The organism is Kitasatospora sp. NPDC059146, assembly GCF_042786665.1.
Lineage (GTDB): Bacteria > Actinomycetota > Actinomycetes > Streptomycetales > Streptomycetaceae > Kitasatospora.
This window is the reverse complement of record NZ_JBHZCY010000068.1, coordinates 13,446-27,094: the sequence shown is the minus strand read 5'-3', so window position 1 is coordinate 27,094 and position 13,649 is coordinate 13,446. Positions and strand designations below refer to the sequence as shown.

The 13,649-nt window shown below is 75.3% G+C and carries 11 protein-coding genes; 3 read left to right on the top strand and 8 right to left on the bottom strand.

Going from position 1 to position 13,649, the window contains the following annotated elements; all coding sequences use genetic code 11:
- Nucleotides 1-71 precede the first annotated feature (71 nt).
- The gene (locus ACFXPX_RS26290; RefSeq protein WP_375893646.1) at nucleotides 72-749 is read right to left on the bottom strand and encodes a response regulator; all 678 of its coding nucleotides are present in this window, start codon (nucleotides 747-749) and stop codon (nucleotides 72-74) included.
- A gap of 191 nt (nucleotides 750-940) precedes the next feature.
- Between ACFXPX_RS26290 and ACFXPX_RS26285 the strand changes: the two genes are divergently transcribed.
- A complete protein-coding gene (locus ACFXPX_RS26285; protein ID WP_380592435.1) occupies nucleotides 941-2,536 on the top strand; it encodes a purple acid phosphatase family protein in 1,596 nt (531 codons plus the stop codon).
- A 68-nt stretch (nucleotides 2,537-2,604) separates the two neighbouring features.
- On the opposite strand, the gene ACFXPX_RS26280 is transcribed toward ACFXPX_RS26285, so the two are convergent.
- Together ACFXPX_RS26280 and ACFXPX_RS26275 are read right to left on the bottom strand one after the other, a co-directional pair.
- On the bottom strand, nucleotides 2,605-3,096 hold the full coding sequence (locus ACFXPX_RS26280; protein WP_380643581.1) for a hypothetical protein: 492 nt from the start codon (nucleotides 3,094-3,096) through the stop codon (nucleotides 2,605-2,607).
- Nucleotides 3,097-3,189: 93 nt separating this feature from the next.
- A complete protein-coding gene (locus ACFXPX_RS26275; protein ID WP_380643578.1) occupies nucleotides 3,190-4,374 on the bottom strand; it encodes a sensor histidine kinase in 1,185 nt (394 codons plus the stop codon).
- A gap of 295 nt (nucleotides 4,375-4,669) precedes the next feature.
- On the opposite strand from ACFXPX_RS26275, the gene ACFXPX_RS26270 reads away from it, so the two are divergent.
- Nucleotides 4,670-5,497, top strand: a complete 828-nt coding sequence (locus ACFXPX_RS26270) for a (2Fe-2S)-binding protein (protein WP_380643576.1) — start codon at nucleotides 4,670-4,672, stop codon at nucleotides 5,495-5,497.
- 100 nt (nucleotides 5,498-5,597) lie between these two features.
- Here the strand turns inward: ACFXPX_RS26270 and ACFXPX_RS26265 are convergent, their stop codons facing one another.
- The 5 genes from ACFXPX_RS26265 to ACFXPX_RS26245 form a co-directional block, all read right to left on the bottom strand.
- Nucleotides 5,598-6,662, bottom strand: a complete 1,065-nt coding sequence (locus ACFXPX_RS26265; RefSeq protein ID WP_380643573.1) for a hypothetical protein — start codon at nucleotides 6,660-6,662, stop codon at nucleotides 5,598-5,600.
- Nucleotides 6,663-6,827: 165 nt separating this feature from the next.
- A complete protein-coding gene (locus ACFXPX_RS26260) occupies nucleotides 6,828-8,420 on the bottom strand; it encodes an alpha-amylase family glycosyl hydrolase (RefSeq protein ID WP_380643570.1) in 1,593 nt (530 codons plus the stop codon).
- A 176-nt stretch (nucleotides 8,421-8,596) separates the two neighbouring features.
- A complete protein-coding gene (locus ACFXPX_RS26255) occupies nucleotides 8,597-9,274 on the bottom strand; it encodes a bifunctional 4-hydroxy-2-oxoglutarate aldolase/2-dehydro-3-deoxy-phosphogluconate aldolase (protein ID WP_380643568.1) in 678 nt (225 codons plus the stop codon).
- A gap of 26 nt (nucleotides 9,275-9,300) precedes the next feature.
- Complete coding sequence (locus ACFXPX_RS26250) at nucleotides 9,301-10,935, bottom strand: amidohydrolase family protein (RefSeq protein WP_380643565.1); 1,635 nt, start codon at nucleotides 10,933-10,935, stop codon at nucleotides 9,301-9,303.
- The gene (locus tag ACFXPX_RS26245; protein WP_380643563.1) at nucleotides 10,935-12,272 is read right to left on the bottom strand and encodes an amino acid deaminase; all 1,338 of its coding nucleotides are present in this window, start codon (nucleotides 12,270-12,272) and stop codon (nucleotides 10,935-10,937) included. The genes ACFXPX_RS26250 and ACFXPX_RS26245 overlap by 1 nt, the downstream gene beginning before the upstream one ends.
- Before the next feature lie 153 nt (nucleotides 12,273-12,425).
- On the opposite strand from ACFXPX_RS26245, the gene ACFXPX_RS26240 reads away from it, so the two are divergent.
- The gene (locus tag ACFXPX_RS26240; RefSeq protein WP_380643561.1) at nucleotides 12,426-13,622 is read left to right on the top strand and encodes a sugar kinase; all 1,197 of its coding nucleotides are present in this window, start codon (nucleotides 12,426-12,428) and stop codon (nucleotides 13,620-13,622) included.
- Nucleotides 13,623-13,649: the final 27 nt, after the last annotated feature.

The following is a 13,649-nucleotide window of genomic DNA, read 5'->3' as shown; positions in this document are numbered from 1 at the left end:
CTCGGCCCCGTGGACGCGCCCTCGCGCCCTGCCGCCCCCGCACCCTCGCACCCCTCGCGCCCTGCCGCCCGCTACCGCGGCACCGGGTACCCCATCTCCCAGGCGTGCACGGCGATACCGACCCGGTTCGACACGCCCAGCTTGCGCTGGATGCTGGCCACGTGGGTCTTCACCGTCCCCGCGGAGATGAACAGTTCGGCCGCGATGTCGGCGTTGGTGCGGCCCGCCGCGACATGACCGGCGATCTCCACCTCCCGTTCGGTCAGCGGCACCACCACCCCCGCCGCGGCCGGACGCGCGGGCCGCCGCGGCGCCGTCACGTGCTGGAGCAGCCGCACCGTGACCGACGGGCTGATCAGGCTCTCCCCGTCCGCCGCCGCCCGTACCGCCTCGGCCAGCAGGGCCGGGCCGGAGCGCTTCAACAGGAACCCGGAAGCGCCGTGCCGCAGCGCCGGATAGACGTACTCGTCCAGGTCGAAGGTGGTCAGCACCACCACCCGCACCGAGCCGGACAGCCGCCTGGTCACCTCCAGCCCGTCCAGTCGCGGCATCCGGATGTCCACCAGGGCGACGTCCGGCCGCAGTTGGGCCGCCAGCTCCAGCGCGGCGACACCGTCCACGGCCTCGCCCACCACCTCGATGTCCGGCTGGGCGTCGAGGATCCGGCGCACACCGCGCCGGACGGCCTCCTGGTCGTCCGCGACCAACACCCGGATCACCCGCGGGCACTCACCGTTCGCACTCGTCACACCGGGCAGTCTCCCGCACCGACCGGCGGGCGGAAAAGGCCGGGAGGGGCCGGGAGGGGCCGAGAGAGGCCGGAAGAGCCTGGGATACGACGGGAGGACGGCGGGTAGGCCGGGAGGCCGGGAGAGGGCGCCGGGAAAGTTCACGCGGCCGGTCCGGCGCGGTTCACCTCCGCCCGGTGAAGCTGACCGCCATGAACGCTTCCAGTGGACGTCCGCCCGTCACCCCCTCCGTCAGCCGGCGCGGGCTCCTGGCCGGGGCGACCGGCCTGAGCCTCGGCGGCGCCGTCTCCCTCTCCGGCGTCGCGGCCACTCCCGCCGCCGCCTCCCCGCTGCTGTGGGAGCGGCCGGAGCGCTCCGGCGCCCCGCGGGTCGGCGGACTGCACCTGCAGTTCGGCTCGGACGCCTCGCGCGAGGTCACGGTCTCCTGGCACACCACCGCGTCCGTCTCCAACCCCCGGGTGATGTACGGGACTTCGCACGGCGGCTTCGGGCGCACCGAGCAGGCCGAGACCCGCACCTACCGGGACGCCAACTCCGGCACCGAGGTCCAGGTGCACCACGCCCGGATCGGCGACCTGCACCCCGACACGGACTACGTGTACGCGGCCGTCCACGACGGCGCCACCCCCGAACTCGGCACCGTCCGCACCGCCCCGCGCGGCCGGGCCGCCTTCACCTTCACCAGCTTCGGCGACCAGGGCACCCCCACCCTCGGCAAGCAGACCGCCAACGGCTACGCCAACGACAACCTCGGCAGCCCGGCCGCGGGCGACACCACCGCCGGGGTCGAGCGGGTCGCCCCGCTGTTCCACCTGCTCAACGGGGACCTCTGCTACGCCAACCTCTCCACCGACCGGGTCCGCACCTGGTCCGACTGGTTCGAGAACAACACCCGCTCGGCCCGCCACCGCCCCTGGATGCCCGCCGCCGGCAACCACGAGAACGAGAAGGGCAACGGCCCGATCGGCTACGGCGCCTACCAGGCCTACTTCGACCTCCCGGACTCCGACGCCGACGACGAACTGCGCGGCCTCTGGTACGCGTTCACGGCCGGCTCGGTGCGCGTCATCAGCCTCAACAACGACGACGTCGCCTACCAGGACGGCGGCAACAGCTATGTGCACGGCTACTCCGGCGGAGCCCAGCAGCGCTGGCTGGAGCGGGAGTTGATCGCCGCCAACGCGGACCCGGGGATCGACTGGATCGTGGTCTGCATGCACCAGGTGGTGATCTCCACCGCCGACAAGTTCAACGGCGCCGACCTCGGCGTCCGCGAGGCCTGGGTGCCGCTGTTCGACAAGTACGGCGTCGACCTGGTGGTCTGCGGCCACGAGCACCACTACGAGCGCTCCCACCCGATCCGCGGCCAGCAGCCCACCGACACCCGCACCCCGATCCCGGTCGCCACCGGCACCGAGACCGTCGACACCACCCAGGGCACCGTCCACATGGTCATCGGCGGCGGCGGCACCTCCGCCCCCTCCAACCACCTCTTCTTCACCCCGCCCAAGGCCCGGGTGATCACCGGCGTCGGCCCGGTGGACCAGGCCACCGGCAAGCGACCCCCGGTCTACGTGATCGAGGACGCCCCCTGGTCCGCCTTCCGCGACGCCCAGAACCCGTACGGCTTCGCCGCCTTCGAGGTCGACCCGGGCGAGCGCGGCGGCCGCACCAGCATCGCCGTCACGTACTACTCCGTGAGCGGCCCGTACGGCGACCTCGTCCCGGTCGACCGCTTCACCCTCACCCGCCCGCGCGGCCTGCGCGGCGGCGGCCGGGGGCGCTGACCCTCCCCGCCCACGCCCGGGGGCGCGCTCAGGCGCCCCCGGGCACCCCTGGGCACCCCTGGGCACTCCTAGATGTGGGTCCACCCGCCGTTGGCGAGGAGTCCGAGCGGACCCGCGAGGAGCAGGGCGGCGAACGCCGTCCCCACCCGGCCGCGGTTGCGCCGGCCGGTGAGCAGCAGCATGACGCCGGACGGGAGGGCGAAGACGAACACCGGCAACGGGAGCAGCAGGAACGGCACCGAGCACACGGCCTGGACGCCGAGCTGCAACCAGCCGACCGTGAGGCAGGCACGCCGGAAGCCCGGCTCGCGCGGTACGGCCAGGGGCAGCACCGTCATCCCGAGGAATCCGACGTACAGGCCCCAGAACCAGGCGTTGCCGTCCCCCCACCACACCCCGCCGACGGCCCACGGCACCCAGGCGACACCGGCCAGCGCGACGAGGACGCGCCCACTGGTCCGGACCCGGCCGCGGACCAGGGTGGCACGTGGCTCCCTCGGCCGGTCGGTGAACGCGGCCTCGGCCGCGAAACCGGGCTGCGCCGGCAGTGACTCGCTCATCCCTACCCCCTGAGAACGACCCCGCGGATGATTTGAACGTGTTCAACATAGCGCTCCGACCGTCGCCCGGAAAGCCGGGGGGGTACCCCCGCGTCACCGCCCCGGCAGGGTGCAGCACACCTCCCAGCCCGAGGGACCGGACGGGCCGGCGGTCAGGGTGCCCCCGTGGGCGGCGGCCCGGGCCGTCAGGCCCGCCAGACCGGTACCGCCCGCGCCCGGGCGGCGGCGCAGCCGGGGCCGTCGGGCGGCCGGCCCGCCGGTGTCGCCGACGGTCACCCGCACCGCCCGGCCGTCCGGCTCGGCGGCCACCCGGACCGTCACCGCGGTGGCCTGCGGGGCATGCCGGCGGACGTTGGTCAGGGCCTCCAGGACGACGGCGTACGCGGTGGCCCCGGCCTCGGCGGCGAGCAGTCCGAGCGCCTCCGGGGCGAGCTCCACGGTGGCGCGCGGGCCACCCGTCGTGCCGAAGCGCTCCACCAGCTCCGGCAGGTCGGCCAGGCCGACCCGGCGGGTGGTTCCGGCCGCCGCCCGGCCTTCGCGCAGCGCTCCGACCATCTCGTCCATCGAGTCCAGCGCCCGCAGCCCCGCCTCCTCCAGGCGGCGCAACAGGGCGGCCGTCTCCTCCGCCTGCTGGCCCGGGAGCTGGCCGGCCTGGGCCTCCAGCACGATGCCGGTGATCTCGTGGGCGACGAAGTCGTGCAGCCCGCGGGCGACGTCCAGCCGCTGCTCGCGCCGCGCCCGCTCGACGGCGCGCTCCCGCCGGACGTCCAGCACCCGCAGGTAGAGGCTCGCCCCGGCCACCCCGAGCACCGGCAGCAGCGAGAACAGCACGCCGCCCACCGGCCCGGCCGCACCGCCCTGCGGCATCCGGAGCACGAACCGCAACGGGAGCAGCACGGCCGCGAGGGAGACCACCCCGCCGACCGGCCAGGCCCAGCGCTCGGGCAACCGGCGGACGGCCCGGTACAGCACGCCCAGCAGCGCGAGCCACTCCAGGGGCAGCCAGAACGCGGGCAGCCGGTACGGCCCCGGGTAGCCCAGGTCGACCAGCAGCGACACCCCGGCCGCGCCGGCCGCCGCCGCGGCGAGCGTGACGCGGCCGAGCGGCCAGGGCAGCAGCGCCACCGCGGCTGCGAACGCGGCCGTCAGGGCGAGCAGCAGGGCCGCCCCGCGCTCCCCCGGATGAGCGAGCACGACGGGCGCGAGCAGCAGCAGAGCGGTGGCGACGGCGGGCCAACGGCGGCGCCGGGCGGGGCGGGACTGACGGTCGGTGCGCACTCCGCCGAGCCTACGGGCCGCTCTCCCGGGGGAGGCCCGCTCCTCCCCGCGCAGGAGGCGACTCCCCTCCACAGCGGGAGGTCAGGACGGTTCGGACGGGCCAGACTCGATGCCGTCGGAACAACCCCCGCAACGGAGGACGGATCACCGTGGATCTCCGAGCGCCAGGGCGCGGTAGCGTTCATCCGCACGACCGGCCCGGCCCTCTGGAGAAGCAGATGCACCCCGACCGCCCGATCCCGACCGGGCCGACCGAAGCCGGCACGGGGTTCAACGACCCTACCGGGGAGGGCCGTTGAACCCCGCGCCCGAACAACCGCAACTCGAACAACCGCAACCCGAACAGCCTCGGCCCGACCAGCCTCGGCCCGACCGGCCGCAGGCCGACCGGCAGCAGTCCGACTACGCCCGACTCGCCGCCCTCGGGCCGTACTTCGCCCTCGACACCGCCCCCGACACCGACCCCGCCGGCCCCCCGCCGCCCGGCTTCCGCCCGCTGCCGGAGCTGTACGGCACCGGCCCGGACGCGCCACTCCCCGCCCGGATCCGGGTGGTGGCGCAGCGCCTGGGCACGGCCGAACTCCGGGTCGCCGCCTCGATCCTGCACCTCGGCCTGGCCGCCCGCTTCTGGTCGGTGGGCATCGGCTCGGCCGTCCTGCTGGGGACGGTCCCGACCCTGGACCACGCCTGGGTGCGGATCCCGGACCAGGGACCGATCGACCTCTGGACGCCGCCGGAACCGGTCCGCCCGGAGCCCGGGGACCTCGTCGATCAGCTCCACCGATCCGTCCTGATCGGGCAGTTGGAGCCACTGGCCGCAGCAGTGCGCGCCGCCGTGCCGCTCTCGGCACGCCTGCTGCGCGGCAACGCGGCCTCCGCGCTGGCCGGGACGCTCCGGGTACTGAGCCCCCGGGCGTCGCTCCCGGCCCGGGAGTTGGTCACGCGGCTGCTGGACCGTCCGCCACTCGCGGGCTCCGGCACGCTGCACACCGGCCCGCGCGGGGCCGCGTTCCGCCGGACGAGCTGCTGCCTCTACTACCGGACCGGACCGGGCGCCGGGCTCTGCGGGGACTGCTGCTTCACCCGGCCGCCGGCCCGGCGGAACGCACCGGAGACCCGCTGAGGCCCGCACCCGGCTTGTCCGGAGCCGGGTGCGGGCCACTTGTTCCCCACCCGGTTCCGATGCCCTCGCACCGGGTGAAGTCCCTTCGGGTGGACGGTCCTCAGACCGCGACCGCCTCCTCCATCTCCTCCTCGGCCTCGGCCGCCGCCTCGGCCCGCGCCGCCACCGCGCGGCGCCCGCGGCCCTCGTACGCCGCCGCGGCGACCAGGGCCGCCCCGCCCAGCAGCAGCCAGACCACCAGGGTCAGCACGTGCCCGCCGAGGCCGGCGCCGCCGTCGAAGTACAGGATGTCCCGCGCGCCCTCCAGGTAGCCGGCTCCGGTCCAGAAGCCGTGCAGGGCCCCGAAGAACCCGTTCTGCAGTTCGGGCCGGTAGATGCCGCCGGAGGAGGTGAAGTTGAGCATCACGAACAGCACCATCAGCGCCAGCGTGGTCCACTTCTTCAAGAAGCTGTGCAGGCCGGTGCCGATCAGCACGATGCCCGCGGAGTAGAGCCAGCCGAGCGCCCAGACGGCGGCGTAGTCGTGATCGACCACGTGGAAGAGCGGACCGGCGGTGGCGATCCCGATCACGCTGACCACCAGCGAGACGGCCACGCCCACCAGGGCCCGGATCCGCATCGGCAGCCCGGCGCCGGCCGCGCCGATCACCGCGACGCTGGCGTAGGAGCCGATGCTCAGCGCGACCAGCAGGAAGAACAGGCCCTGGCCGGTCGGGTCGCCCTCGGCGGGGGTGGTGAGGTCGGTGAAGTGCAACGGGACGCCCTGCCGGTCCGTGACGTTGGTGAACACAGCCGTGGCGGCCACCACCGAGGTGTCGGAGTTGCCCTTGGCCACGATCAGCTCCGGGTTCCGGGCGTCCGGGACGAAGGCGCCGACCAGGTCGCGGTCGCGCAGCAGCTGCTCGGCGGCGGAGCGGTCGGCGACGGTCCGCACGTCCAGCGCGGCACCGGCCTTGCCCTGGATGGTCTGCGCCAGCCCCTGGGCCTGCGGTCCGGCGCCGACCACGCCGACCTTGAGGTGGTGGGGCTCGGGCTGGTGGAAGGCGCCCTGGTAGGCGAGGGCCATGCCGAGGCACATCAGCAGCGGGGTGAGCAGGTGGACGGCGAGGTGCTTGAGCGCGTGCCCCGGGGTGGGCGCCGCGGTGGGGTTCTGGGGTGTGCTCATGGCGTTCGTACCGTCCTCCGGCGATCTCTTCGATGATGGTGGCACATACAACCGATTCGGGTGGCAAATGCAACCATCTATGGATGTAGCTTACAACTATTTGACATCGATAGGAAGCCGGGCCGCCCGGAGCACGGCCCGACGACCGGCAACCGGCAGCCCGGCTCAGCCCAGTTCGAACACCCCGTACGAGAACCCCTCGGCCCGCAGCTCACCGTCCACGACCCGCACCCCCTGCACCTCCAGCGGCCGCACCGCTCCCCCGCCCGGGAGGCCCGCCAGCCGGACCGCCCCCGGCTCCCGGCGCGGGTTCACCGCCACCAGGTACCGCCCGGACCGCACGTACACCAGCGGGTACCCGGCCTGCCGCACCTCCACCCCGCCGGCGGCGCCCAGCCCGGGGTGGGCGCGGCGCAGCGCGATCAGGCGCCGGACGGTGTGCAGCAGCGAGGTCGGGTCGGCGCGCTGGGAGAGCACGTCCGGGCGGTGCGGGTCAGGGTCCGGCGGCAGGTAGCACCGCTCGGGCGCGGCCGTCGAGAATCCGGCCGACGGGCCGGGCGTCCACTGCATCGGGGTCCGCGACCCCGCCCGGTTGAAGCGCGGGCCGAGCACGCTGCCCTCGACGTCCGGCAGTCCGGGCAGGTAGCGCATGCCGATCTCGTCCCCGTAGTAGACGGCGGGCAGGGTCGGCCAGGTGAGCAGGAAGGCGAAGGCGGGGGCGAGTTGCTCCCCGGAGCGCGGGGCGGTGGCCAGCCGGGAGAAGTCGTGGTTGGCGGTGGGCAGCACGATGTGCCCGTTGCCCTCGGTGAGTTCGGCGGCGGAGCGCCAGGCGTCCAGGAAGGTCTGCGGGGTGCCGCGCCCCTCGGCCTCGAAGTAGCACGGGCCCTGCTGCCAGAATTCCTCGACCGTCCCGCCGCCGTTGTTCCACAGCGACCGCAGCGGGAGGCCGTGGTCGTCCCCGCCGAAGTGCAGGAAGAAGTCGGCGTGGAACCCGGCCGCGACGGCGGCGGCCGGTTCGCCCCACTCGGCGAGCAGCGCGGCCTCGGGGTGGGCGCGGTCCAGCCAGTCGCGCAGCTCGGTCCAGAGCTTGGCGGTCTCCACCCGGCCCGGGTCGTCCTTGACCAGCGAGTACGCCATGTCCACCCGGAAGCCGGCCACGCCGAGGCCCAGCCAGTGCGCCATGATGTCGCGCAGTGCCGCCCGGTTGGCGCGCGGGCCCTCGGCGTCCACCGGCTGCCGCCAGGGCTCCGACGAACTCGTGCGCGCGTAGCCGAAGTTGAGGGCGGGCTGACAGTCGAAGAAGTTCGGCCGGTACCAGCCCGGCCGGCTCCCGGGCGAGGCGACGAAGCCGTCCACCGGCCGGTCGGACCAGATGTAGCGCTGGTCGGCCGGGTCCTCGGCGGAGGCCAGGAACCAGGGGTGGCGGTCGGAGGTGTGCCCGGCGACCAGGTCCAGCAGGATCCGGATGCCCTTGCCGCGCGCGGCCTCGACCAGCGCGACCAGGTCCTCGGTGCGGCCGTAACGCGGGGCCGGGGTGAGGTAGTCGGTGACGTCGTACCCGGCGTCGCGGAACGGCGAGGCGAAGCAGGGGTTGAGCCAGACGGTGTCCACGCCCAGCCAGGCGAGGTGGTCGAGGTGCTCGGTGATGCCGGTGAAGTCGCCGATGCCGTCGCCGTCGGAGTCCGCGAAGGACTGCGGGTAGATCTGGTAGAGGACGGCGTCGGCCAACCAGTCGGGGCCGGGGCGGGTCGAGGTCATGGGGCGGGTCCTCCTGTCGGGTCCGGGGGCCGCCCGGGCCGGGGGCCGAGGGGCCCGGGGTGGGCCGGGTGCCACCGATTCTCGTCCGATCCCGGCCGTCCCGACAGCCCGCCGCGCACCTTCACCGAACCGCCGCCGGGCCGGCGCCGCCCAGTCCCCCGCTCCACAGGAAGCCGCTACGCCCCCGCCGCGCAGGCCCGGGTGAACGCCCGGGCCCGCCTGGTGATCTCCGCCCAGTCCCCCGCCTCCACCACCGCCGGCGGCACCACGTCCGTCCCCGCGCACACCGCGAGCGCCCCCTGTGCCAGGAACTCGGCCGCGTTGCCCGCGTTCACCCCGCCCGAGGCCACCAACGGCACGTCGGGGTACGGGCCGCGCAGGTCCTTGAAGTAGCCGGGGCCGAACGACCGGGCCGGGAAGATCTTGACGGCGGCCGCCCCCAGGTCGACCGCCCGGGCCACCTCGGTCGGGGTCAGCGCCCCCAGCACCACCGGCACCCCGCGTGCCCGTCCGACCTCGGCGACCTCGGGCCGGCAGCCGGGGGTGACCAGGAAGGAGGCCCCGGCGTCGATCCCCCGCCCGGCCTGCTCGGCGGTCAGCACCGTCCCCACCCCGACCCGCCACCCGGCCGCCGAGGCAAGCTCCAGATGGTCCGTCACATCTGGTGTGGTGTAGGTGAATTCGGTGAAGCTGATGCCGCCCTCGGCGAGTGCGGCGCACAGTGCGGCGGCGTCCGGGATCCGGGGTGCGCGGACCACCGCGATCACCGGGTCGTTCCGCAGCTCGGCGAGGGCGTTCGTGGCGTTCGTGGCGTTCGTGGCGTTCGTGGCGTTCGTGGCGTTCGTGGCGTTCATCGGGCCAGCGTTCATCGGGCCAACATTCATCGGGCCAGCGTTCCTCGATCGGTGCGGCGCAGGGCGCGCCCGGGCCGGGCGCCGGTGGTGCGACCCTGCCGGACGACGGCGGTGCCGTTGACGTACACGTACTGGATCCCCTCGGCGGGCAGCCGGGGTTGCTCGAAGGTGGCGGTGTCCCGGACCCGTTCGGGGTCCAGCAGCACCAGGTCGGCGTGGTGGCCGGGGGCGATCCGGCCGCGCCGGTCCAGCCCTAGCCGGGCGGCGGGCCGGCCGGTCATCCGGGTGATCGCCTGCTCCAGGGTGAGCACGCCCAACTCCCGTCCGTAGTGGCCGAGGTAGCGTGGGAAGGTGCCCCAGGCCCGCGGGTGCGGCCGGGCCCCGACGAGCAGGCCGTCGCTGCCCACGGTGTGGGCGGGGTGGCGCATCACCGCCCGGACGTTCTCCTCGTGCCCGACGTGCTGGAGGACGGTGGTGGCCAACTCGTCGCGGCGCAGCAGGTCGAGGAAGACCTCCGTCCCGCCGGTCCCCCGCTCGGCGGCCAGGTCGGCGACCGTCCGGCCGACCGTCGGCGCGAGGTCGGCCGAGCGGACGCCGGAGATCTGGACGGTCGCCCAGTCGGCGACCACGCCGTGGCAGCCGTCGCTGCCGGTCCGCTCCATCGCGTACCGGATCCGCTCGCACGCGGCCGGGTCGGCGAGCCGCGCCAGGGTGGCGCCGGGGCCGCCCTCGGTGGCCCAACTCGGCAGCAGGGCCGCCAGGGTGGTGGAGCCGGGCAGGTAGGGGTAGCTGTCCAGGGTGAGGTCGACGCCGTCCGCGAGCGCCCGGTCGACCAGGTCCAGGAACTCGCCGGCCCGGCCCCGGTTGACGCCGAAGTTCATCGTGGCGTGGGTCAGGTGCAGCGCGCAGCCGGACCGCCGGGCGATCTCCACCATCTCCGCGTAGCCCTCCAACGCACCCTTCCCGTACGAGCGTTGGTGCGGCGCGTGGAAGCCGCCGTAGGCCGCGACCACGGTGCACAGCGCGGCCAGCTCGGCGGTGTCCGCGTACATCCCGGGGGTGTAGCTGAGCCCGCTGGACATGCCGACCGCGCCGTGCAGCAGGCCCTGCGCCAACACCTGCCGCATCCGGTCGAGTTCGCCCGGGGTGGGCGGGCGGTTGTCCCAGCCCATGGCGAGCATCCGCAGCGAGCCGTGCGGGACCAGGTAGCAGGCGTTGACGGCGACCCGGGTGCGGTCGATCCGGTCCAGGTACCCGCCGACGTCGCGCCAGTCCCAGTCGAAGCCCGCCGGATCGCCGTTCCATCCGGCCAGCTGCCGGCGCAGCGCGGGCAGGGTGGTGTCGTCCACCGGGGCGTAGGACAGGCCGTCCTGGCCGAGCACCTCGCAGGTGACGCCCTGGGTGACCTTGGCCGGGTGCTCGGGTTCGAGCAGCAGGGCGAGGTCGGAGTGGGCGTGCATGTCGATGAAGCCGGGGGCGAGCACCAGGCCGTCGGCGTCCACCACGGCGCCCCCGCCGAGGCCCGCGCCGATCTCGGTGATCACGCCGTCGGCGATCCGCACGTCCGCCCGGTAGCGGTCGGCGCCCGTCCCGTCGACGACCGTGGCCCCCTTGAAGACGGTCGCCCCCGGGAAGGCAGTGGTTCTCTCCCCCGCCGCCATCAGAAGAACGTCCTGATCAGCCCGGTGACCTGCGGCTCGGCCGCGTCCGCGCGGTCCAGCACCGGGATCGCGGTCCACTTGTCGAAGGCCGTGCACGGGTGCGAGACGCCGAGCCGCAGCACCGCGCCGACCGGTGCGAGGTCGCCCGCGTCGCGGAGGTAGGCGTGCTGGTCGTTGAGCGCGGTAATCCGGGTGGCCGTGCCGGTCAACGCCGCACCGCCACGCACCAGTTGCGGCTCGGGCAGGCCCTCGTCGAAGGGCAGGTCGCGCTTGCCCGCGTCCAGCAGCGCGAGTTGGGGCTCGGGCCGGGAGGCCACCCGGGCCCAGCCGTGCAGCGCAGCGCGGAACGGGGTCGGCCCGCCGCCCCGGGCGAGCGGGGAGATGCCCCGGTAGAAGCCGTCGTCGTGGGCGATGTACGCACCCGAGCGGAGCACCACCAGCGCTTCCGGCAGGGCGGCCAACTCCTCGGCCACCAGGTCGAAGTAGGCGCTTCCGCCGGCCGACACCACCGGTGGCGCGCCGTCCGGGTAGGCCCCGGCGAGCCGACCGTGCAGTTCGCCGAGCGCGTTCAGGTAGCCGCGGACGGCGGCCAGCCCTTCGGCGGTGGCGTCGTGCGCGAGGGCGCCCTCGTACCCGCCGACGCCGGCCAGCCGCAGGGTGGGGGCGCGCAGCACGGCGGCGGCGACCTCGACGGCCGCGTCCACGCCGCGCACGCCGGTCCGCCCGCCCGGGCCGCCGAGTTCGACCAGCACCTCGACCGGCCGCTCGGCCCCGGCGGCGCACAGCGCCTCGTCCATCAGCCGTACGCCCTCGGTGGAGTCGGTCCAGCAGAGGAAGCCGAAGCCCGGGTCGGCGGTCAGTTCGGCGGCGAGCCAGGCGAGTCCGGCCGGGTCGAGCAGGGTGTTGGCGAGCAGGATCCGCTGGACGCCGAAGGCGCGGGCGACCCGCACCTGGGGCAGGTTGGCGAGGGTGATCCCGTGGCTGCCGGCGGCGAGTTGGGCCTGCCAGAGCTGGGGCGCCATGGTGGTCTTGCCGTGCGGGGCGAGCGCGACGCCCGCCTCGGCGCACCAGTCGGCCATGGTCAGGACGTTGTGGTCGAGCGCGGCGCCGTCGAGGGTGAGCAGCGGGGTGCCGAGGGAGGAGAGGGTCGGTCCGGTGGCGAGCCAGTCGCGCGTGGTGCGGCCCCAGCTCTCCGGCGGGGCGGCCTTGAACCGCCAGTCGAGGGTCTCGTCGGCCAGCGCCGCGACCGCCCCCTCGGCGATGCCGGGCCCGTCCGCACCGCTCGCGAAGGCGCCACTGCCCGCGAGGGTGCCACGGCCCGCGAAAGTCTGCTCCACCGTCTTCCTCCATCCACCATGTTGCAACATGCGCAACGAGGGTTGCACATGTTGGCAACACGGTTCTAGCATCGGCGCCGGATCACGGTCAACGGAGTCGAACCCCATCGTCAGAGGTCGACACACCGCCGCCGCAGACGAGGAGCCCAGCAGATGCCGCCACAGGACCACCCGGGGCCGGACCGCCCCGGCCCTCCCCCGACGGCCGTGTGCGTGGGCGAGTCGATGGCCGTGCTCCTGCCCGACCGCCCCGGCCCGCTGGAGTCCGTGGACACCTTCCGGCTGTCCGTCGGCGGCGCCGAGTCCAACGTCGCCGGGGCCCTGGCCGCGCTCGGCGTGCCGACCGCCTGGATCAGCCGGGTCGGCGACGACGGCTTCGGCCGCCGCCTGCTCGCCGAGGTCGCAGCCCGCGGCGTGGACGTCTCCGGCGTCACCGTCGACCCGCACCGCCCGACCGGCCTCTACCTCAAGGAGGTCGGCGGCACCACCGGCCACCGGCACGACCTCGGCCCCGGCCGCAGCCGGCTGCACTACCACCGGTGCGGCTCCGCGGCCGCCGCCCTCTCCCCCGCGCTGCTCACCGACCCGGCCGCCGCCGGCCTGCTGGCCGGCGCCCGCCTGCTGCACCTGTCCGGCATCACCGCCGCGCTCTCCGACGACTGCCTGGCCCTGCTGCGCGCCCTGCTCGCCGACCGCCGCCCGGGGCGGCTGGTCAGCTTCGACCTCAACTGGCGCCCAGCGCTCTGGCGGGACCGCGACCCGGCCGTGCTGCCGCCGCTGCTGGACGCCGCCGATCTGCTGCTGCTCGGCGCCGACGAGGCCCGGGCCGCCTTCGGCACCGACGAGCCCGCCGCGCTGCGCCGCCGCTTCCCCGCACCCGCCACCGTGGTGGTCAAGGACGCCGCCCGGCTGGTCACCGCGCTGGAGCGGGACGGCACGGCCGTCGCCGAACCGGCCCTGACCGTCGAGGTGGTGGAGGCGACCGGCGCGGGCGACGCCTTCGCCGCCGGCTACCTGGCCGGCACCCTCCACGCCCTGGACCAGCGCCGCCGGCTGCGGCTGGGCCACCTGAGCGCGGCCTGCGCGCTGACCGCGCACGGCGACCAGGCCGAACTGCCGCCGGCCCCGGTGCTGACCGCCCTGCTCGACGCCTCCCCCGCCGACTGGGCCGCCACCCGGGTCAGCGCCGAGGGCATCGACTCCCCGGCCCTGCCCGCCGCCCGCCCCTGGCGGCGGACCGCCGCGGACGCACCGGCCCTGACAGCGACCCAGGAGGCGGCCCAGGCGGTGGCCGGGGCGGCGACCCAGGCGGCCGCCGGGGCGCGCGCCGACCGGGCCCGGGCACAATGAGCACCGACCCCCGCCACCCGACCGGAG